Here is a 19,383-nt window from a genome sequence, read left to right on the forward strand (position 1 = left end):
GGGCCTTCAGCACGCCTCCTCCAAGGCCCTTCTCCTGCGCATCGCCTCGCGAGCGACCAACCTGCTGCCACTGCTCTCCGCGCGCCGCCACAGTTCGTCACGTTCACGCAGGTCGAGAACACCGGCCTGCGCATCCAGCGCAACAAGCCGCATGCGGTCACTGGGGTGGGCGCGTGCGAAATGGTGCGCGAGGTCCAGCGCGTCCTCGCTGCCCAGCCCCACGGCCACGCGCAGGAATGTCTCGCTGCCGCCGGGGCTGATGACGCCCGCAATCTCGTCCTTCTCAACGTCGAATCGATACTGATCGAGCAGGCCCTGAGCGCCGCTGGCGTGCATGATGTTGATCGAGACCGAGAGGCTTTCGGGCGGTAGCTGGGAGTGCACGTCCAGGTGTGCGCGGTAGTGCATCAGCTTGCCGGGATCGAGCGTGGAGCGTTCGACGAAGCGCAGGTTCGCCATCTCGCCGATGAATCCTGCGACCTGCTCGTATTCGTATTCGTAGTAGTCGCTTGAATAGCCAGGCCCGAAATAGCCCACGGTGAGGAAATCGAAATTGTGGTCGTGCGGCAATTCGTAGCTGAAGGCCGACGGGCCGCTGGCGCGGAACATATGCTCGTCCGCGCTCGGCCAGAAATTGGCGCGCATGTAGTATTCACGGCCCAGGGGCGACAGCATGACCACCTGCGGGCCATAGCTGCTGGCGTCTTCGGCCACGTCGACGCCCGCTTTCAGCTCTTCCAGCATCATGTCGCCCAGGAACGTGCGATTATTGGCGAGGCGGCGCAGCCATTTCGCGCCATGGAGCAGGCTCTCTTCCTCGTAAGGCTTGAAGCCTTCCGTCTCCAGGGCATCGATGCAGTCGCCCAGATCGCAGGCGGCAGCGTCTTCGTAATGGATCACGCGGGGCATCGTTCGGCCTCCAGTTCGGCAAGCATGGGATAGGTTTCGAGCAACTGCGCCCGCAGCGCACCTGCTTCGCGCGCCAGGGGATCGTCCTTTCGCCGGGCCACGCTGACGAGGGCGCAGAACCCCTGCGCGGTATCCAGCGCCAGCGCTTCGCGCAAGGCCTGCCAACGCATCGAAACATCCCCTTCCTCAAGCGCGACGCGCACCATGGCGGGGGCGGCATCGGCGCGGCCCATCCGGCCCAGCAGGGCGATGGTTGCCTCGCGCCGACTGGTGCCGATGCGCCCTGCGCTCTGGTGAAGCAATTTGCCGCTGGCGGCATCGTATTCACGACCCGGCTGCGGCTCTGCCGCAGTTCGCAGCAATCGCAGGACGACGAAGCGGCTCTGCACCGCATCGACAACGATTGCTTCGGTGGAGAGATCGAGAGCGAGGCGGTGGCCGGACCGCAGGGAAAGCGCCTCTTCGGAGAACCGCGCCGGACCGGTATTCCGCCCTGTCTGGCGCACGATCCGTGCATCGGCCGCACCGCCCAGCACGGCGTCGAAGCGCACCGCGTCGCAGAACATGTATCCCGGATGCGCCATCGCCCCCGGCTCTTTTGCCTGCAACATCAGTTGCGCACGCCCCGAACTTGCGAGGAGGATGGAAGTCGAGGTTCCATCGAACCCCTGCCGGAATGGCGGGTGGCCGATGGGGTGCGCGGCCATGGCGCGGCAGTAATGGCGGCTCATCAGGTCCATCAGCCGCTCCGCTTCGCCGCTGGCGGTAAACATGGCCTCCAGCATTGCGCACGCTTCCAGCGGAGCGCCTTCGCCGAACGCCCTCAGATCGGCCTGCAACTCGGCTGCGCCGGGCTCCCTCGCCCATGCCTCGCCCGCTGCCAGCATGGCGGCCTGGGCCTCGCGTTGCGGAGCGCGGTCGCTCCGCAACGCGGCGATGTCGGGATGAACCTGCATCGCCCCGGACCTCAGATCAGGCCGCTGCCGGGAGGGTTGGTGTCGTAGACGACCGTGGCGATCACGATGATCGTGTCGTCATGGCCGGGCGTGCGGATTGAGCCGAACAGGCCGGTCAGGGTGTCGAGATCGGGCAGGCTCGCCAGATCGATCTTGGGAAGCTTCATTGTCATCTCCTGCAAACGAAACGGCACCGCGCCGTTCCTGCGGGAGGTGTGACGAGTAAGTCTCGGCTCTTTAAGTTAAATGACTGTAATCCTTGATGATCGCCAATCAGGCGCGTTCGAGGAATACCACCAGGCCGCCGGGCATCGGGCCATCGTAGGGCAGCGTCAGGCGCTCGGCATCGGCGCGCGCGCGGTCCAGCAGGGCTTCGGGAATTGCGGGGTCGGCGATCACCGCGTCGGCGCTGCCCAAGAGGCGCGCCTGGCGGATGGTGAGGTCTTCGGGATCGTCGCTCGCAAGGGTGAAGCGATGCACTGCATTTGCCTGCTGATCGCCCGCGCTTGAGAGCCAGTCTTCGACGCGCTCAGCCCCGCCTTCCGCCAGCGGATCGAGCTGGCCGCCCGCGCCCAGCGCCTCGTCCAGCGCGCGGCGGCGCTCGCCCATGTCGGGAAAGCGCGCCTTGATCGCGGCGCGCATGGCGGAAAGCTTTTCGGCCAGATCGCCGAGGTCGGACGGCAGCAGCTTTTCCAGCCGCAGGCGCAACTGCTTCGCAAGACCAGCCGACGCGCCGCTGGTGCCAACGGCAATCAGCACCGGATCACGCTCCAGCAGGCTGGGCGTGGTGAAATCGCACAGGTCCGGGCGGTCGACCACGTTGACCAGCAGCCCGGCGCAGCGCAGGCGAATGGCATCGCCCTCGCACATCTTCTCGTCGTCGTGGGCGACGAATGCCAGCCGCGCGCCCTCGTCGATGCCCTCCTGCATGTCCGCCACTACGCGACCGCCGGCGCGCTCGACCAGTCGCCGCTTGGGTTCGGCCATGGCCCCCTCCCCCAGCACGATCACCGGCTGTCCGGCAATACGGTGGAAGAGGGGCAGCGAACGCATCAGTCGAGCAGGAAGTCCGGCACGCGTTCCGCGTCCATGATGGCATCGGCGGGGATTCGGTCCGCCACCACGGCGAACCGTTCGCCGTCCACCAGCACTTCGGGCACGAAACCGCGCGAGTTGTAGCTGCTGGCCATGGTCGCGCCATATGCCCCAGCCGTGCGGAACACGGCCAGCGCGCCCGACTGCAAGGCGTCGATCTCGCGGTCGGTGGCGAAGGTATCGCCCGTCTCGCAGATCGGGCCGACGATGTTGGCCATCATCTTGTCTCCACCGGGAACGACAGCATCGAAGTCGTGCCATGCGCCGTACATGGCCGGGCGTGCCAGATCGTTCATGGCGGCATCCACGATCACGAACGGCGGACCGTTCCCGCCGCGCTTCACGCGCACGACGCGGGTGAGAAGCACACCGGCGTTGCCCGCGATCACGCGGCCCGGCTCGAACGTCAGGTGAACGTCCCATCCTTCTGTCGCGCGGGCCACCATTGCGCCGTATTCGGCAGGGCTCGGCGGGTTCTCGCTGGCCTTGTAGGGCACGCCCAGCCCGCCGCCGAGATCGACGTGGGTGATGGTGTGCCCATCGGCGCGCAGGTCCGCCACCAGCTTGCCGACCTTCGCAAAGGCGGTTTCGAGCGGCTCGAGGTCGAGCAACTGGCTGCCGATGTGCACAGCCACGCCGCGCAGGTTGAGGCCCGGCAGGTTCGCCAACTCGCCAAACACCTCGCGCGCGCGGACCAACGGGATGCCGAACTTGTTCTCGGCGCGGCCAGTGGAAATTTTCTCGTGCGTCTTCGCGTCGACATCGGGATTGATGCGCAAGGTCGCCTGCGCCTCCAGCCCTTGGCTCGCCGCGAGTTCGGCAAGCTCACGGCCTTCCTCGGAGGATTCGATGTTGAACTGGCCGATTTTCTTTTCCAGGCCCAGCTGCAGCTCGGCGCGCGTCTTGCCTACGCCCGAGAATACGATCTTGTCTGCCGGCATGCCCGCGGTCAGGGCGCGCACCAGCTCCCCGCCGGAAACGACATCGGCGCCGAAGCCTTCGCGGCTCAGCACTTTCAACACGGCGACATTGGGGTTGGACTTCACGGCAAAGGCAACCAGCGGCTCCTCGCCGGATGCCTGTGTCACCGGCTCCAGTCCTTCGCGGAAAACGCGCGCGTGGCGCTCCAGCGTGGCGCGCGAATAGACATAGACGGGTGTGCCCACTTCTTCCGCAATGCGCGAAAGGGGCACGTCTTCGGCGTGGAGTTCGCCGTTCCTGAGTTGAAAATGGTCCACTTTACGTAATTCCTGTCAGCTCTCGGGCGGGAGGTCGAACGGATCGTCCTCGCGCTCCTCGCTCTCCCGCCGCAGTTCCACGCTGCGTTCGGGCGCAGCCTGCGGGTCGAGCTCAAGCAATTCCTCGGCATCGAGCGGTTCCTGCGCCCCGTATGGCGCGGGCGGCAGGGTGTCGCCTGCCGCAGGCTCGAGATCGGCAGTCTGGGCGCAGGCTGCCAGCGTGAGTGCGGGAAGGATCAGGACAGCGCGCCTCATGCTTCCATACCCAGCGCTTCGCGGGCCTGCGCCACGCGTTTTCGCACTTCGTCCGGAGCCGTGCCGCCGTGCGAATCGCGCGCGGCAACCGATGCCTCGACCGAGAGCGCCTTGTAGACGCGCTCGTCGATGCGGCTGTCGATATCCGTCAGCTCGTCCATAGACAGTTCGTCCAGCGCCTTGCCCTGGCTTTCGGCCAGCTTCACCGCCGCTCCGGTGATATGGTGCGCCTCGCGGAAGGGAATGTCCGCCTCGCGCACCAGCCAGTCGGCAAGATCGGTCGCGGTGGCATAGCCCAGTTCGGCGGCCTGGCGCATCCGGTCTGTCTTGAAGGTCGCGTCCGCCACCATGCCGACCATCGCGGCGATGGACAGGCGCAGGAGGCCGGCGGCTTCGAAAACCGGCGGCTTGTCGTCCTGCATGTCCTTCGAATAGGCGAGCGGCAGGCCCTTCATCGTCACCATCAGTGCCGTCTGGCAGCCGACGATGCGTCCGGCATGGCCGCGCACCAGTTCCGCAGCGTCGGGGTTCTTCTTCTGCGGCATGATGGAAGAGCCGGTGGAGAGCGTATCGGGCATGCGCACGAAGCCGAATGGCTGGCTGGCCCAGATCACGAACTCCTCTGCCAGCCGCGAGAGGTGCAGCGCGCACTGGCTGGCCGCCGTCAGGTAATCGAGGGCGAAGTCACGGTCCGACACCGAATCGAGGCTGTTCGCGGTCGGCCCGGCGAAGCCCAGCGCCTGCGCCGTCATCTCGCGGTCGATCGGGAAGCCGGTTCCGGCGAGCGCCGCGCTGCCCAGCGGGCACAGGTTCATCCGGTCACGCGCATCCTTGAACCGGCTGACATCGCGCGCGGCCATCTCGTAATAAGCCATCAGGTGATGGCCCAGCGTCACCGGCTGTGCGGTCTGCAGGTGGGTGAAGCCCGGCATGATCGAAGCGGCGTGCTCGCCAGCGCGGGTGACGAGCGCGCGTTGCAGAGCCTCCAGCCCGGCGATCGCCTCGTCCATCGCTTCTCGCACCCATAGGCGAAAGTCGGTTGCCACCTGGTCGTTGCGGCTGCGCGCGGTGTGCAGGCGGCCCGCAGGTGCGCCGATCAGTTCGGCTAGGCGGGACTCGGTCGTCATGTGAATGTCCTCGAGGTCCCAGTCCTCTGGCACGCCGTCGGCTTCGTATTCGGCGGCAACTTTCTCGAGACCGTCGATAATCGTTTCGGCATCTTCGTCCGTCACGATGTCGCAGGCCGCCAGCATGGCGACATGCGCCTTGCTTGCCGCTATATCCTGTCGCCACAAAGCCTTGTCGAACGGGATCGACGCGTTGATCTCGCGCATTATGGCAGAGGGGCCTTCGGCAAACCGCCCGCCCCACATTGCATTGGAGGATGTATCCTTGGCCAAGTCGCGCCTGTTCCTGATCTGCCTAGCCGCCGGTGCGGCCCTTACTCTCGGCGCGTGCGATAACGGGACGGAGGATGCGGCGCAAGAAAACGTGACCGCGCCCGGCCCAAGCGAAACTATCGAACTGACCGGCACGCTGGACCGCAGCTTCGCCGGAGAGACCATTCCCGAGGTGACTGTCGTCGACCCGGCGGGCGAGGAGCTGGTGCTGTCCGAGGTGGGAGAGCCGGTGCTGCTGAACCTGTGGGCGACATGGTGCGCGCCGTGCGTGGTGGAAATGCCGCTGCTCGACGGCCTTGCCGCCGATCTGGAAGGCCGGGTGCGCGTGCTGACGGTGAGCGAGGACATGCGCGGGGCCGATGTGGTGGAGCCGTTCTTCGAAGCGCGCGACCTGCCGAACCTGCCGCAGTGGCTGGACCCGGACAACGAACTGGCCTTCACCTTCGGCGGCGGCCCGGTGCTGCCGCTCACCGTGCTCTACGATGCCGACGGCAACGAGCTGTGGCGCGTGATCGGTGCGTATGACTGGGGATCCGAGGAAGCGCGTGCCGAAGTGCTGGATGCGCTGGCGGATGGCGGATCGCCCAGCGATTCATAATCAGGAGCCGCCAAAAAAGACAATTTCGCGTGAAGCCATCTTTCCCCTTTCCTCGCAGGCAAACCTTGCGCTAAGGGGCGCGCGCTGCGATCGACATGGACGCAAGCAAAGACTGGTGTTGGGGCGATTAGCTCAGTTGGTAGAGCATCTCGTTTACACCGAGAGGGTCGGCAGTTCGAGCCTGTCATCGCCCACCAGTTTTCAGATACTTCGAATCAATTCAGTCGCACCGCTAATCGGCCAGCCACAGGTCGTGGCTATCGATCCTTAACTGCGTGACAGCGCGCTGCGCCTGAGCGCGGGCATCCACCTCCATGGTGAAGGCATCGTGCGTCATGCGTTCTGTCAGCAGCAGATCGGCGAGATCGATCTCACCCAGCTCATGCCCCCGCCGCATGCGGGTGAGCACGGCCATCTGCGCGCGCAGTCCCTCGCGGGCCCGCTGCCAGGACTCGATCCGGAAACGCGCCTGCGCCAGGTCTGCGGCGGAAGTCTCCTGCACGGCGAAGCGCGCCATGCGGGCCTCGGCCAGGGCGGCATCGGCCTCGGCTATGGCCTGGTCTGCAATGGCGCCGCGGCGGCTGCCGCCAAAGGGCATGGAGAACACCAGGCCCGCACCAGTTTCCGCCCCGCCCCGCTCTGAGAACACCCGCACGCCCAGCGACGGGTCGGCCACACGGTCCAGCCTTGCGCGCGCGGCGGAAGCCTCCACTGCCCGCGCCTGCGCTTCGGCGGCGGCAATTTCGTGGCTGTTCATCACCACCAGCCGGGAAAGGCGCGACAATTCGTCAGCAGCCATCTCGGGCACGGGAATCTCTGGCGCTTCGGCAGGTACGGCGAGCGCCGGGAAATGCGTGGTCAGGCGAGTGCGGGCAAGGTCCGCCTCGCCGGCAGATTGTGCTGCGCGCACGCGGGCAGCGCCCAGCGCAGCTTCGGCCTGATCGGCATCCAGCGCCGCCGCATCGCCAAGATCCATCCTGCGCTGTACCGCGGCCAGGGCCGCTTCGAGATTGGCGACTGGGCGCTGATCCACCTGCGCCACGGCAGAGGCAGAAAGCCAGTCCCACCAGTGCTGCGCCAGGACCAGGGCAGCCTGGTGGCGCGTATCCTCGGCCATGTTTTGCGCCGCATCGACGAGGTGTGTGCCAATCTCGCGGTCCAGCCGGGCCTTGCCCGGCAGACGCACGCCGCGCATCAGCTCGGCATCGAACTCGTCGAAGTCGCCCTCCAAATCGATACTGCGGCGCGTGTAGCTGCCGGTGACGGTGAAATCGTGTGGGCTGGCTGCGCGCGCGCGGGCGGATGAGCGGGCCGCGCTGACGCGCTGCCGTGCGGCTTCCACTGCCGGATAGGCATCCAGCGCGATGGAGACCTGCTCTTCGTTCGGCAGGCCGGGTTCGGCACTGGCGGGAGCGGCCAGCGCCAGCAGCGGCAGAATCAGGGCAAGGTGTTTCGGGCGCATCATGCTGCTTCTCCTTCACCCATGTGCTCTTCCTCGTGCTCGCCCTCACTTTCGCCGAAGCGTTCGTAAAGGATCGGCAGCAACACCAGCGTGAGCAGCGTCGCGGATACCAGGCCGCCGATTACGACGATGGCCAGCGGCTTCTGGATTTCCGATCCCGGCCCGCTGGCGAACAGCAGGGGAACGAGGCCGAAGGCGGCAATGCTGGCCGTCATCAGCACCGGGCGCAGGCGGCGCTCCGCTCCCTGTCGAACGGCCCGGTGCAAGGGAACGCCCTCGCTCCGCAGCTGGCGGAAGTATGTGACCATCACCAGCCCGTTCAGGACGGCTATGCCCATCAGGGCGATGAAGCCGACCGAGGCGGGCACCGAGAGATATTCGCCGGACGCTGCCAGTGCGATCATCCCGCCGACCATGGCGAAGGGGATATTGAGCAGGATCAGCAGCGATGCCCGCAGCGATCCCAGCGTGAAGTACAGGATTCCGAAAATCAGCAGGACAGAGATCGGCAAGACGATCGCGAGACGCGCGCTGGCACGCTGCTGGTTCTCGAACTGGCCGCCCCACTCGAGGCGATAGCCTGCCGGAAGCTCCACGTTCTGCGCGATATCGGCGCGCGCTTCTTCGACATAGCCGACGAGGTCGCGCCCCGTGACGAATGCCTGCACCATGGCAAAGCGCGATCCGTTCTCGTGCTCCAGCTTCACCGGACCTTCCGCAAGAGTAACATTCGCGACATCGCTGGCGCGCACCAGCGGTCCGGAAGGGGCCTGGTACAACTGGTCGGCAAAGGTCTGCGGCGTATCGGCGCCGCGTCCTTCGCCGCGTACCACGATGGGGATGCGACGGTTGCCATCCGCCACCACGCCGGCGCGCACGCCTTCCACCTGCGCGCGCATCATGTCCTGCAAGTCCGTCACCGGCATCCCGAGCCGCCCTGCGGCAACGCGATCGATATCGATCTGCATGTAATCCACCGTGTCATTGGCCACGGTCATCGCCTCGCTGGTGCCGTCGATGGTCTCCAGACGTGCCTGGATTTCACCTGAAAGGCGCGAGAGTTCGTCGAGATCAGGACCGAACAGCTTGATCGCCAGGTCGCCGCGCGCGCCGGTAAGCATTTCGGATGTTCGCATGTTGATCGGCTGGGTGAAACTCGGCTCGATACCCGGGAACCGGTGCATCACGGTGCGGATCTGGTCGACCAGCCATTCCTTGTCTGGCACCCGCCATTCCTCGCGCGGAGCAAGTTCAAGGAAGGCATCGCTCTCGTTCAGGCCCATCGGATCGAGGCCGATTTCGTCGGAGCCGACGCGGGCGATGATCGCCTGCACTTCGGGCACCTCTTCCATGATCGCGCGCTCGACGGCGAGATCGCCTTCGACGGAGTGCTCAAGCGAGATCGACGGCAGCTTCGCCAGCTGCATCACGACGGAGCCTTCGTCCATCACCGGCAGGAAGGTCTTGCCGGTCATCGTATAGGCTACGCCCGTCAACGCCAGCGAGACGCCGGCAATGCCATAGACCAGCTTCTTGCGGGCAAAGGCGCTGTCGAGCAGAGCGTGGAAGCGCGGCGCGATCTTGCGCATCAGCCAGGGCTCGTGCTCGCCTTCCTTCACCTTCAGCATGTAGAAGGCGATCACCGGGATCAGCGTCAGGGAAAGCACCAGTGCCGAGGCCAGCGCCAGCACGATGGTGAGAGCGACGGGGGAGAACAGCTTGCCCTCCAGCCCCTCCAGCGTCAGCAGCGGCAGGAAGACCAGGGCGATGATGGCAAGGCCCGAGGCAACGGGCTTTGCCACTTCCACCGTGGCGACGAGAATGTTGTAGGCCTTGCCCTGCTTTGCGTGCCTGGGATCGGCCAGGCGCTCGACGACATTCTCCACCACCACCACGGCCCCATCCACCAGGATGCCCACGGCAATCGCCAGGCCGCCAAGGCTCATCAGGTTGGCCGTGAGACCGATCGCGCGCATGAAGATGAACGTGAGCAAGGCGGCCATGGGAAGAGCCAACGCCACGATCACCGAAGCGCGGAAATCGCCGAGGAAGAGCAGCAGCAGCAACACGACCAGCACGGTCGCTTCCAGCAGCGCGCTTTCCACCGTTCCCACGGCGCGCTCGATCAGGTCGGAACGGTCATAGAAAACGTCCACCACCATTCCATCAGGCAAAGTCGGTGCGATCTCCGCCAGCCGTTCTTCCACGCCGAAGACGATCTGCGCCGCATCCGCACCGCGCAGGCCGATGACAAGGCCCTGCACCGCCTCGCCCGTGCCATCTCTGGTAACGGCACCATACCGCGTCAGGCTGCCGGTGCGCACTTCGGCAACGTCGCCAAGACGCACGACACCGCCGCCATCGCCTGTGCGCAGCACGGTGTTGGCAAGATCGTCCAGCGTGCGGATCGCCCCGGTGGACCGAACGATCAGCGCCTCTTCGCCAGTGGTGAGGCGCCCCGCCCCGTCGTTGCGATTGCCCGTATCGATAGCTGCGGCGACATCGGCGGTTGAAAGCCCGACGGCCGCCAGCGCGCCGTTGTCCGGGGCCACCTCGAAAGTCTCGACGAAGCCGCCCAGCGCATTCACATCCGCCACACCGGGCACGGTGCGCAGCGCGGGGCGGATGATCCAGTCGAGAACGCGGCGCTTTTCGGCCAGACTTTGCGGACCTTCCAGCGTGAACATGTACATGTCCGACAGCGGCGTCGAGATCGGTGCCATGCCCCCTTCCACGGTTGATGGCAGCTCGGCCATGACCGAGTTCAGCCTTTCGGACACCTGCTGGCGCGCCCAGTAGATGTCCGTCCCGTCCTCGAAATCGATCGTGATGTCGGCAATCGCGTACTTTGCGACGGAACGCAGCACCGCCTGGTCCGGAATGCCGAGCATTTCCATTTCGATGGGAGTTATGACGCGGCTTTCGACCTCCTCGGGCGTCATGCCGGGCGCGCGCAGGATGATCTTGACCTGGGTGGAGCTGATGTCCGGGAAGGCATCGATCGGCAGGCGGTTGAACGACCATGCGCCGATGCCTGCAAGGATCAGGGCCAGCGCGAGCACGGCAAGGCGCAGCGACAGCGCCTTTTCGATGAGGGAACGCAGCATTGCCCGGTCCCCCTATTCCGCCGAAGCGGCCTTGAGTTCGGCGATGGAACTAGTTGCCACCACTTCGCCTGCACCAAGCCCTTCGGCAATCACCGCGCGGCCTCCGGCATTGGCCACCACCTCGACGGCACGCGGCACGAACTCTTCCCCCTCTCGCACGAATACGTGCGTTTGACCGGCGATGCGGCTGACGGCGGAAGAAGGCACCGAAACACCCTCGCCGTTCGCCGACCCGCTGATGACGACCGTCACATTCTGCCCCGCGACGAGCCCGGGTGCGGAGGAAATGCTGGCCACCGCCATGACCGAGCGCGTGTCCACTTCGATGGACGGTGCAACCGATAGGATCCGCCCCCCTGCCGGCGCATCATCCGGCCCGCTGCCGGGCAGTTGCACTTCCACGCCCATGCCGGGGCGCACTTGCCGCGCCAGGCGCTCGGGCAACTGAAGTTCGATGCGCAAGGGGCCGGACGCTTCCACGATGAACGGCGCGGGGCCATCGCCCACCATCTCGCCGGTATCGATGCCGACATGCGATACGCGCCCGGCAATGGGCGCGCGCAAGGTCATGCTGCCATCGAGGCCGGTGCCTGTAAGCGCGACGAGGCGCTGCGCCTCGGCCACGCTGGCGCGGGCCTGGGCAAGCCGGGCATTGGCCTCGTCCGCGCGGGCCTGCGCCACGATACCTTCCTCGGCAAGCTGCCGCATCCGGTCCGCCTGCGCTTCTGCTACGGTCAATTCGGCACGGGTTCGGGCAAGCTCGCCGCTGATTGCCACCGGCTCCGTCGCGCGCACCAGCGCCAGCGGGTCTCCCCTGCGCACCGGCTGCCCTTCGATCACGTAGACCCTGATGGCAGCGCCCGGGTACGGGGATGTCACGGCGTGACGTGCGTCGGGGGGCAACACTATCCGCCCCGGGACGCTGCCAAGGGGTACACCACTCGCAACCTCGGCTGCGGCAGTCTCTATCGCGAGGCCGGTTCCCTGCTGCGTCTCAAGCGAAGCAGCATCGGGGTCGGGAGGGGACTCCGAACAGGAAGACAGGCCAAGCGCCAGCAGCGCGGGCAGGACGAGTGAGCGAGCGGCGCGTTTCATGGAAGGCAGCAGTGCACTCCCAAGCTGACAACAACTTGTCAGTTTGCCAGCTTCCTGTCAGTTTCGCGTCCTAGACCATCGGGTATGAAATGCCCGCACCACGAAGGCCGCCCATGCGCGTGCTGCTTGTAGAAGACGACCCCGAACTCGGCCAGAGGCTGGGCGATCGTCTGCGTGCCGCCGATTACGCGGTGGACCTGGCCACCAACCGCGCCGAAGGCGAGGACTGGCCCGATCTGGATACGATGGCCGCAATCATTCTCGACCTGGGCCTGCCAGACGGAGACGGGCTGGACCTGCTGCGTCACTGGCGCGCGCAGGGCGTGGACTGCCCGATCCTGATCCTCACGGCGCGCGGCAGTTGGCAGGACAAGGTGGAGGGCCTGAACCTTGGCGCAGACGATTTTGTGGTCAAACCGGTGCGGTTCGAGGAATTGCAGGCGCGCCTCCAGGCGCTCTTCCGGCGGCAAATGGGCAAGCGTGACAATACGCTCAAAGCGGGCAACCTGATGCTCGACCCGCTGGCACGCACGGTAGAGGATGGCGGCGTGCCCGTCTCGCTCAGCCGGCGCGAGTTCGGCCTGCTTCACCTGTTCATGCGACGTGCGGGCCAGGTGCTTTCGCAAAGCGACATACTTGAAAATCTCTACGATCTCGATGCCGAGCGCGAACTCAACACCGTCGAGGTGCTGGTGGGGCGTCTGCGCCGAAAGATCGGGAAGCAGCGGATCACGACCCTGCGCGGCATGGGCTACCGGTTCGAGGCATGAGCGAGGCCAGCACACCTTCGTCCGGTAGCCTGAGACTGCGCTTCCTGCTGGCGGTTACCCTGTGGGTGGCGCTCGGCATCGGCGGCATCTGGTTTACCGCAACGCGCGTCTTCGCGACCCACATCGAGGACATGTACCACGAGGAACTGGAAGTGCATGTCCGCGAACTGGCGCGCCTGGCGCAACTGGGTGCCGACGGCGTGCCGTACCTCGACCGTCCGCTTTCCGACCCGCGCTACGAAGAGCCGCTCTCCGGTTTCTACTGGCAAGTGAGCGTGCCGGGGCGCCCGGTTCTGAAATCGGGCAGCATGCTGCAAGGCAGGCTGGATGACACCATCGCCCATTCGCCGGATATCGCCCATATCGTGGAAACCGGCCCTACCGGTCCCGCCATCACCTACGGGATGGTGGAAATCGCTCCTGGCGGCGAAGAACTGCACATCGTGATCGCCACCGACCAGAGCGAACTGGATGAGGATATCGCGGACTTCACGCGTGACCTGACGATCTGGATGGCAAGCCTTGCGGCGTTGCTGCTGGCAACGGGGCTTGCGATTATCTCGTTCGGCTTGCGCCCGCTTCATCGTTTAGGCGAAGGGATCGCCCGATTGCGAGCCGCCAAGGCCGATCGGCTGGAAGGGCGCTATCCGAGCGAGATTGCGCCGCTGGTGGGCGATCTCAATGAATACATTGCGCAAAACAGCGCCATCGTAGCCCGCTCACGCGTTCAGGCCGGCAACCTTGCCCATTCCCTGCGCACGCCGCTGGCAGTGATTACCGACGAGGCCGAACGGCTAAGTGAAAGCGAACCCTGTGCTTCCAGCGGGCAGGCACTGCTCCATCAGGCGGAAGCGATGCGGCACCAGATCGAATATCAGTTGGCGCGCACCCGCTCTGCCATCGGGGCCCGCGTGCCGGGCCGCAAGACCATGCTACCTGAACTGATCGTACCGATCCTGAGTGCGATGCGTCGGCTCCATCCGGACAAGCAGTTCGATCTCGAGCCGCTGGACGCTCCGGCCCTGGTCTCGGTCGACCCGGTCAATCTGACGGAGCTTCTTTCCATCCTGCTGGACAATGCCGGCAAGTGGGCGCGGACAAGGGTTCGCGTAAGTTTGGAAATAGCTGGCGATGAGGAGTTTGCGATCGAAGTTCGGGATGACGGACCGGGGATGACGCAAGAACAAATCGGGCGGGCCTGTGATATCGGCACCTGGTTCGATGAAAATGTGCCTGGATCTGGCCTGGGTCTGGCAATTGCGCGCGACCTTTGCGCCGATATGGGCAGCGAACTTCGGCTTATCTCCGGATGCGATGGCCTGACGGCTCGCATCACTTTCCCCGGCTTTCAGACAAAGTCGTAAGATCTTCGCGCCACTGATGCAATGCACGCTCCAGGTTTTGTAATGGCCGAACTGGAGGGAGCGAGGAGTTGGATAAAGCGCTAGCGGGCCAAGGAGGCCGTTCGGTTGACGCGCAATTCCGATCGGCTTAGCTTGCCGATAGTTTCCTGTGCGAAGGCCGCGATATAATAACAGTATAAGATTCTCGCGAAGCCGTGCGGAAATTGTCGTGCTGAGTTCTTCGCGAGGCAGGCCCATGTTCGTTTGCGCGTCCCGATTATTGGTTTCACGGCGAGCCGTCAGGCACGCTGCAAGTCGTAATGCCGAGGACCTTCCCATTTGAGGGACGTGCTGCAGCGAACAACATCGCGGCTGCGCGATCTTGGCTCCGCCACGACACTCTGCGGTAGCGTTCTGGCATGCTCCGTACCATCCTCCGCCCAGGTGCATGACGACGAGATCCTTCGGGAAATCATCGTCACCGCACAGCACCGCGAACAACGCCTGGAGGACGTGCCGATCGCGATGAGCGTCCTGAGTGGCGACGAACTGGCGCAGACAGGTGTACATACCTTGCAGGACCTTGGTGCCCGCGCGCCTGGCCTGGTTGTTACGAATTCAGTCAATTATGGCTTCGCGCCACTTTCCATTCGCGGCGTGGGCGGAGCGAACGGCGGCGGAAACATCTTCGCGGACGAGCCGGTCGCGGTCTACCAGGACGGTGCCTTCGTCGCCCGGCTCCGGATGTCGACTCTGGATCTGTTCGATGTCGATCGGATCGAAGTCTTGCGTGGCCCCCAGGGTGTGTTGTTCGGTCGCAACTCCACGGCTGGCGCGGTAATGATCCACACCGCAGCACCGACCGAGGATCTGTCCGGCTTCGTACGTGCCTCGGCTTCTTCCCTTGAGTCCTTTCGCCTGCAGGGTGCGGTATCGGGCCCCTTCGACGACGAGGACCGCATCCTTGTCAGGCTGGCGGCGAGCGGATCGCTCCGCGACGGCTTCGGCAGCAATGTTGCCGGGGAAAGACTGAACGGGGGGCGAGACGCTCGGGCCCGGATATCTCTCAGGTTCGCGCCCGATGCCGGTGTCCGGCTGGATCTGACAGGCGAAATCGGTCGCTCCAGAAACGAGCCGGGGACCATAGCGATTGCTGATCTCTCCGACGTCAGCGACGAAAATACCGGTGCTTCCGGCAGGAACGTGGTCTACCCTTTCGTCCCGCGGCAGGGCTTGCAGGATATTCTGGAAGCCGGTCGTTTTGCCCTCAACCGGCCCACCTTTACCGAGCTTCGGGGAAACAGCCTCACCGCTCGCGGCGAGCTGGAACTGGGGGACCAGACCCTGGTCTCGATAACGAATTACAGAGACTGGCGACTGTCGGGCATGCAGGATTCCGATGGAACGGCAATCGATCCGCCCGAGCCTATGTTCGTCCAGGGAGAGATCGGAAATCTCGGCGACAATGCAGCAGTGCTGCGGGACAGCCAGTACAGCCAGGAACTGCGTCTCGCATCGGACCTGTCAGGCCGGTTCAGCTGGATGATCGGAGGCTTCTATTTTCAGGAAACCAACCGCGCCGAGGTGGCGATAAACAACAGGTTGGCCGGTCCGGGGGGCGGCGGAACCGTAGCTACGTTTCGCACCAGTCAGAAGACCAGGAGCCTGGCCGGTTTCTTCGATCTGACATTCAGGCTTACCGAGGCCCTCAGTCTCTCGGGCGGGCTCAGGTACACGAATGAGCGGAAGCATTTCCTGAATAGTCTGACGGTAGCGCAGATCAACGCCTTCGACCCGCCGGGAGACACGGTCTTCGCCGCAGGCCAGCTTCTTGTCCGCGCGCCGGATCTCGATCGATCGCGTGACGAGACCAACCTCTCCCACCGGCTTGTCCTGGACTGGGAGCTTGCCGAGGGAGTTCGCGGCTTCGCGAGCTACAACAGCGGCTTCAAGTCCGGCGGTTTCAACGCCTTTCGCGGGATCGATCCCGAGTTCGCATCCGAGCACAACGATGCCTTCGAGATCGGACTGAGGACCGAAATTGCGCCCTGGTTACAGGTCGACCTCACGGCCTTCCGCTACGCCTATCGCAACATGCAGGTTCGCACGCCCGTGCCGACCGGGGGCGTAGGGATCGAAACCCTCGCCCGCGCCAGATCGCAGGGGCTGGAAGTCGAATTGAGAGCGGTGCCGCTGAGCGGCCTGTCATTCGACGCGAGCCTCGCCCTGCTCGACACCTCAATCCGCGAAGGGACTCTGAGCGCACTTAGAGAGGACAGTTTCGCTCTCGGCACCGCTCCACCCGTCACGCAAGTCGACGTCAGCGGTAACGAACTGACGCGCGCCCCACACCTGCAGGTCTTCGCCTCCGGCGAGTATCGATGGGCCGTCGGCGATCTTCGGGCGAGTGCGCGACTTGCGGCACGATACCAGGGGAGCGTGCATTTTCTGGAGACGAACCAGGAAAGCCCCACATTTCGTGGAGGCGCCTGGCACGAGATCGACTTGCGACTGGCCCTTGAACATCTCGATTCCGAATGGGAAGTCGCCCTGCTGGGCCGCAATCTGACCGACAGCCGTACTTTTACACAGATCACCGCCTTCTTCGGACTTCCCAACGGCGCCCTCAACACCCCGCGTTCGGTCGAACTGGCACTTGCCCGGCGGTTCTAAGCGGACGGCATAAGCAATATTCGCGGCAAGCAATCCAAAGAGCAAGTAAACTTGTCCTTCAGAAGCTCTTTGGTTATAAGAAGTTAACCATTATTCTTTCGATCTATCCGCTGTTGCAAAGCATTACTCAAAGGACTGAATAGATCGGAAAATAGCAACCAAATTACGGTGGACTTTAGGAGTAACGGAGGGGGCACGTGGCACACAACGGGGGTACCGATTGCTCGGCCTACCGGCTCGGCACTTTCCAGATCGAACCTTCCCGAAATCTGATCAGGGATGGTTCCGGCCGCTTCAGGGTAGAGCCAAGGGTCATGGATGTGCTCTGCTCCCTGGCCCGGCGTGAAGGCAAGGTTGTTTCCCGGGTCGAACTGATCGATCAGCATTGGGGAGACCAGTTCGGAGGCGACGAGAGCCTGACCCGGGCGATCTCCCAACTGCGCAGGGCGTTCAAGACCGCTGGTGCGGAGGAACCCTACATCGAGACAATCCCCAAACGTGGCTACCGGCTGCGGCAGCCGGTGAGAGGTCTACACCGCCAGAACGAAACAGTTCTCGGCGAGAAAGACCACGCCGAGGTGAACGACGCGGAAAAGTCCGCGCAGCCTTTGCCGCTTGGCTATTCGGTCGCGGTCGTTCCGCTGCGAAGCTCAGGCGGATCGGTGGAAGAGGCGCTTGCGGAAGATCTGGGGCACGACCTCGTCCAGATGCTTTCGCGCACGCCGCATCTGCGGGTTGCAGCCTATTCCGGCTGTTCGAAAGACCAATTGGATCAATCAGGCGCGAGAGAGCTGGGACGCTTGCTGAATGTCCACTATCTGGTCTCCGGTTCAATCTTTCGCAGCGACGACCAACTCACACTCAGGATCGAGCTTATCCATACCATCGCCAACCGGCACATTCTCTCTTGGAAGCTGCAAGAGCAGACCGCGCGCTTCCTGGCCAACCTCGACAGTTTCATTCTCGACCTCTCCACGCCGATCATAAGCGAGATACAGATCTCCGAGGCATCCCTGGCCCACACCCGCGACCCGGACGAAGTGTCCGCCTATGCCGCGGTCTGTTCGACAGAGATGCTGCGCACCGCCTATTCCTCCCAGCGCGCCCGCGAAATCATCGACCACCTCGAGCACGTGATCGAACGTGAACCGGAAAACGCGTTCGCGCATGCATCCCTTGCCATGCAGTTGACCCAGAACATCGTGAGCGGGTGGAGCGAAACGCCCGCCGAAGACGTAGGAAAAGCGGCCCTCCACACGAAGCGCGCACTCAATCTCGCGCCTCTCGACCCCGATGTTCAGGCAGCGGCGGGGATCGCTGCATTCATGAAAAGGGAGGACGAGCTGGCACTACAATTCCTCCGGCGCTCTCTTGCAAGCAATCCGAACAATCCCCACACGCTTGCCGCTCTTGGATTCCAGGTCGGCATTGCCGGAGACCACGACGCGGGAATCAACATGGTACGCACGGCTGAGAAGCGCGCACCCCATCACCCGCGCTACTCGGTCTGGGCGATGTATCGCGGCAACGGTCTTCTTGCCGCAGACCGCGTCGAAGAAGCGGTGACGGCCTATCGGCAGGCCATCGATCGAAACCCGAATTACCATCTGCCGCACATCCTGATGGCAACGGCTTTCATTCTCCTCGAACGCTTCGATGAAACCCGTGCCGCAATCGCAGGTACGCGGGAAGTGTGTCCCATGTACTCGCTTCAGAACTGGCAGTCGTTGCTGAGGAAATTTCCCGAACTCTACCGGGAGCGCATGGACACGGCCGAAATCCTTGCAGAGTGCGAGAAAGCGTGGAGCGCCCCAAACCGATGAGGTTCGCGACAGCGCGCTTGGTCCATCATGTTTCCATCAGGTTTTCTTCGGCCAAAAATTCGGCAGCTATCAGGATTTTCGGTGTGAATTCTCCGATTAAGACTTTGCGCGGGCCAATCCGCGAAGAGATCCGAGGAGGAAACAATGCTCACCATCAAGACTGGTATCATCTCGACAATTGCCTTCGTTGCGCTCGGCGCGACGACTTCCGCAGCAGCACAGGATCTCGTCGTCCGCGAGAACGGGGTGCATTCGATCGAAGTGAGGTTTGGTGATCTCGACGTCCAGAGTACCGACGGGCAGCGCCGTCTGGAATCGCGGATCAGGGCTGCTGCAAGGCGCGTGTGCGGCGATGCACCGAAGAGGCTTTCGCTCGAAGAGACAATGGATATTCGCAACTGCGTGAACCTGGCGAGGGACGGCGCGATGACAGCGCTGGCTTCCAACACCAGCGAACGGATCGTCGTCGCCGTTCGCTTCGAGGACGACAGCACTCGCCAATAGCAATAGGGGCATTGCACCCAAGTTCGCAGGCGTGGGCTGTTCCCGCGCCTGCGAACTGCATTTCAATCACGGTTTGACGTCGAAACTGACGCTCCCAAATCCTCCATCACCGCATTCCTTGATTTCGCAACGAATTTGCAGGTAGGCTCCTTTCC

The 19,383-nt window shown here is 64.1% G+C and carries 16 protein-coding genes and 1 tRNA gene; 7 read left to right on the forward strand and 10 right to left on the reverse strand.

What is annotated here, in order from left to right:
* Positions 1 to 6: 6 nt before the first annotated feature.
* From ABFX23_RS07075 to argH, 7 genes are all read right to left on the reverse strand, one after another.
* Positions 7 to 909: a transposase gene (locus ABFX23_RS07075; RefSeq protein WP_346032384.1), complete on the reverse strand. Its 903-nt coding sequence runs from the start codon at positions 907 to 909 to the stop codon at positions 7 to 9.
* Positions 897 to 1,865, reverse strand: a complete 969-nt coding sequence (locus tag ABFX23_RS07080) for a hypothetical protein (protein WP_346032385.1) — start codon at positions 1,863 to 1,865, stop codon at positions 897 to 899. Before ABFX23_RS07080 ends, ABFX23_RS07075 begins: the two co-directional genes overlap by 13 nt.
* Before the next feature lie 11 nt (positions 1,866 to 1,876).
* Positions 1,877 to 2,032, reverse strand: coding sequence for a hypothetical protein (locus ABFX23_RS07085; protein ID WP_162925312.1), 156 nt, complete (start codon positions 2,030 to 2,032; stop codon positions 1,877 to 1,879).
* 106 nt (positions 2,033 to 2,138) lie between these two features.
* Entirely contained in the window at positions 2,139 to 2,918 is a 780-nt protein-coding gene (locus tag ABFX23_RS07090) for a precorrin-2 dehydrogenase/sirohydrochlorin ferrochelatase family protein (protein WP_346032386.1), read from the reverse strand.
* The gene (gene lysA, locus ABFX23_RS07095; protein WP_346032387.1) at positions 2,918 to 4,198 is read right to left on the reverse strand and encodes a diaminopimelate decarboxylase; all 1,281 of its coding nucleotides are present in this window, start codon (positions 4,196 to 4,198) and stop codon (positions 2,918 to 2,920) included. Before lysA ends, ABFX23_RS07090 begins: the two co-directional genes overlap by 1 nt.
* A 15-nt stretch (positions 4,199 to 4,213) precedes the next feature.
* Positions 4,214 to 4,453 carry a hypothetical protein gene (locus ABFX23_RS07100; RefSeq protein WP_346032388.1) on the reverse strand — a complete coding sequence of 80 codons (240 nt, stop codon included), beginning with the start codon at positions 4,451 to 4,453 and terminating at the stop codon, positions 4,214 to 4,216.
* Positions 4,450 to 5,826, reverse strand: a complete 1,377-nt coding sequence (gene argH, locus ABFX23_RS07105) for an argininosuccinate lyase (protein WP_346032559.1) — start codon at positions 5,824 to 5,826, stop codon at positions 4,450 to 4,452. The genes ABFX23_RS07100 and argH overlap by 4 nt, the downstream gene beginning before the upstream one ends.
* Positions 5,827 to 5,845: 19 nt before the next feature.
* On the opposite strand from argH, the gene ABFX23_RS07110 reads away from it, so the two are divergent.
* Both ABFX23_RS07110 and ABFX23_RS07115 read left to right on the forward strand, forming a co-directional pair.
* Positions 5,846 to 6,451, forward strand: coding sequence for a TlpA family protein disulfide reductase (locus tag ABFX23_RS07110; protein WP_346032389.1), 606 nt, complete (start codon positions 5,846 to 5,848; stop codon positions 6,449 to 6,451).
* 121 nt (positions 6,452 to 6,572) lie between these two features.
* Positions 6,573 to 6,648 (forward strand) — tRNA-Val (locus tag ABFX23_RS07115).
* Between the two features lie 35 nt (positions 6,649 to 6,683).
* On the opposite strand, the gene ABFX23_RS07120 is transcribed toward ABFX23_RS07115, so the two are convergent.
* The 3 genes from ABFX23_RS07120 to ABFX23_RS07130 are packed head-to-tail and all read right to left on the reverse strand — an operon-like array spanning position 6,684 to position 12,115.
* A complete protein-coding gene (locus tag ABFX23_RS07120; protein WP_346032390.1) occupies positions 6,684 to 7,916 on the reverse strand; it encodes a TolC family protein in 1,233 nt (410 codons plus the stop codon).
* The gene (locus ABFX23_RS07125; protein ID WP_346032391.1) at positions 7,913 to 11,020 is read right to left on the reverse strand and encodes an efflux RND transporter permease subunit; all 3,108 of its coding nucleotides are present in this window, start codon (positions 11,018 to 11,020) and stop codon (positions 7,913 to 7,915) included. The genes ABFX23_RS07120 and ABFX23_RS07125 overlap by 4 nt, the downstream gene beginning before the upstream one ends.
* Positions 11,021 to 11,032: 12 nt before the next feature.
* Complete coding sequence (locus ABFX23_RS07130) at positions 11,033 to 12,115, reverse strand: efflux RND transporter periplasmic adaptor subunit (protein WP_346032392.1); 1,083 nt, start codon at positions 12,113 to 12,115, stop codon at positions 11,033 to 11,035.
* Between the two features lie 113 nt (positions 12,116 to 12,228).
* Between ABFX23_RS07130 and ABFX23_RS07135 the strand changes: the two genes are divergently transcribed.
* The 5 genes from ABFX23_RS07135 (at position 12,229) to ABFX23_RS07155 (ending at position 19,228) form a co-directional block, all read left to right on the forward strand.
* Positions 12,229 to 12,885, forward strand: coding sequence for a response regulator (locus ABFX23_RS07135; protein ID WP_346032560.1), 657 nt, complete (start codon positions 12,229 to 12,231; stop codon positions 12,883 to 12,885).
* Positions 12,882 to 14,249, forward strand: coding sequence for a sensor histidine kinase (locus ABFX23_RS07140; protein WP_346032393.1), 1,368 nt, complete (start codon positions 12,882 to 12,884; stop codon positions 14,247 to 14,249). The genes ABFX23_RS07135 and ABFX23_RS07140 overlap by 4 nt, the downstream gene beginning before the upstream one ends.
* A gap of 327 nt (positions 14,250 to 14,576) precedes the next feature.
* On the forward strand, positions 14,577 to 16,901 hold the full coding sequence (locus ABFX23_RS07145; RefSeq protein ID WP_346032394.1) for a TonB-dependent receptor: 2,325 nt from the start codon (positions 14,577 to 14,579) through the stop codon (positions 16,899 to 16,901).
* A gap of 197 nt (positions 16,902 to 17,098) precedes the next feature.
* Complete coding sequence (locus ABFX23_RS07150; RefSeq protein ID WP_346032395.1) at positions 17,099 to 18,724, forward strand: winged helix-turn-helix domain-containing protein; 1,626 nt, start codon at positions 17,099 to 17,101, stop codon at positions 18,722 to 18,724.
* A 144-nt stretch (positions 18,725 to 18,868) separates the two neighbouring features.
* Complete coding sequence (locus ABFX23_RS07155; protein ID WP_346032396.1) at positions 18,869 to 19,228, forward strand: UrcA family protein; 360 nt, start codon at positions 18,869 to 18,871, stop codon at positions 19,226 to 19,228.
* The last annotated feature ends 155 nt before the right edge of the window (positions 19,229 to 19,383 follow it).

The organism is Erythrobacter westpacificensis (genome assembly GCF_039542285.1).
Classification (GTDB): domain Bacteria; phylum Pseudomonadota; class Alphaproteobacteria; order Sphingomonadales; family Sphingomonadaceae; genus Alteraurantiacibacter; species Alteraurantiacibacter westpacificensis.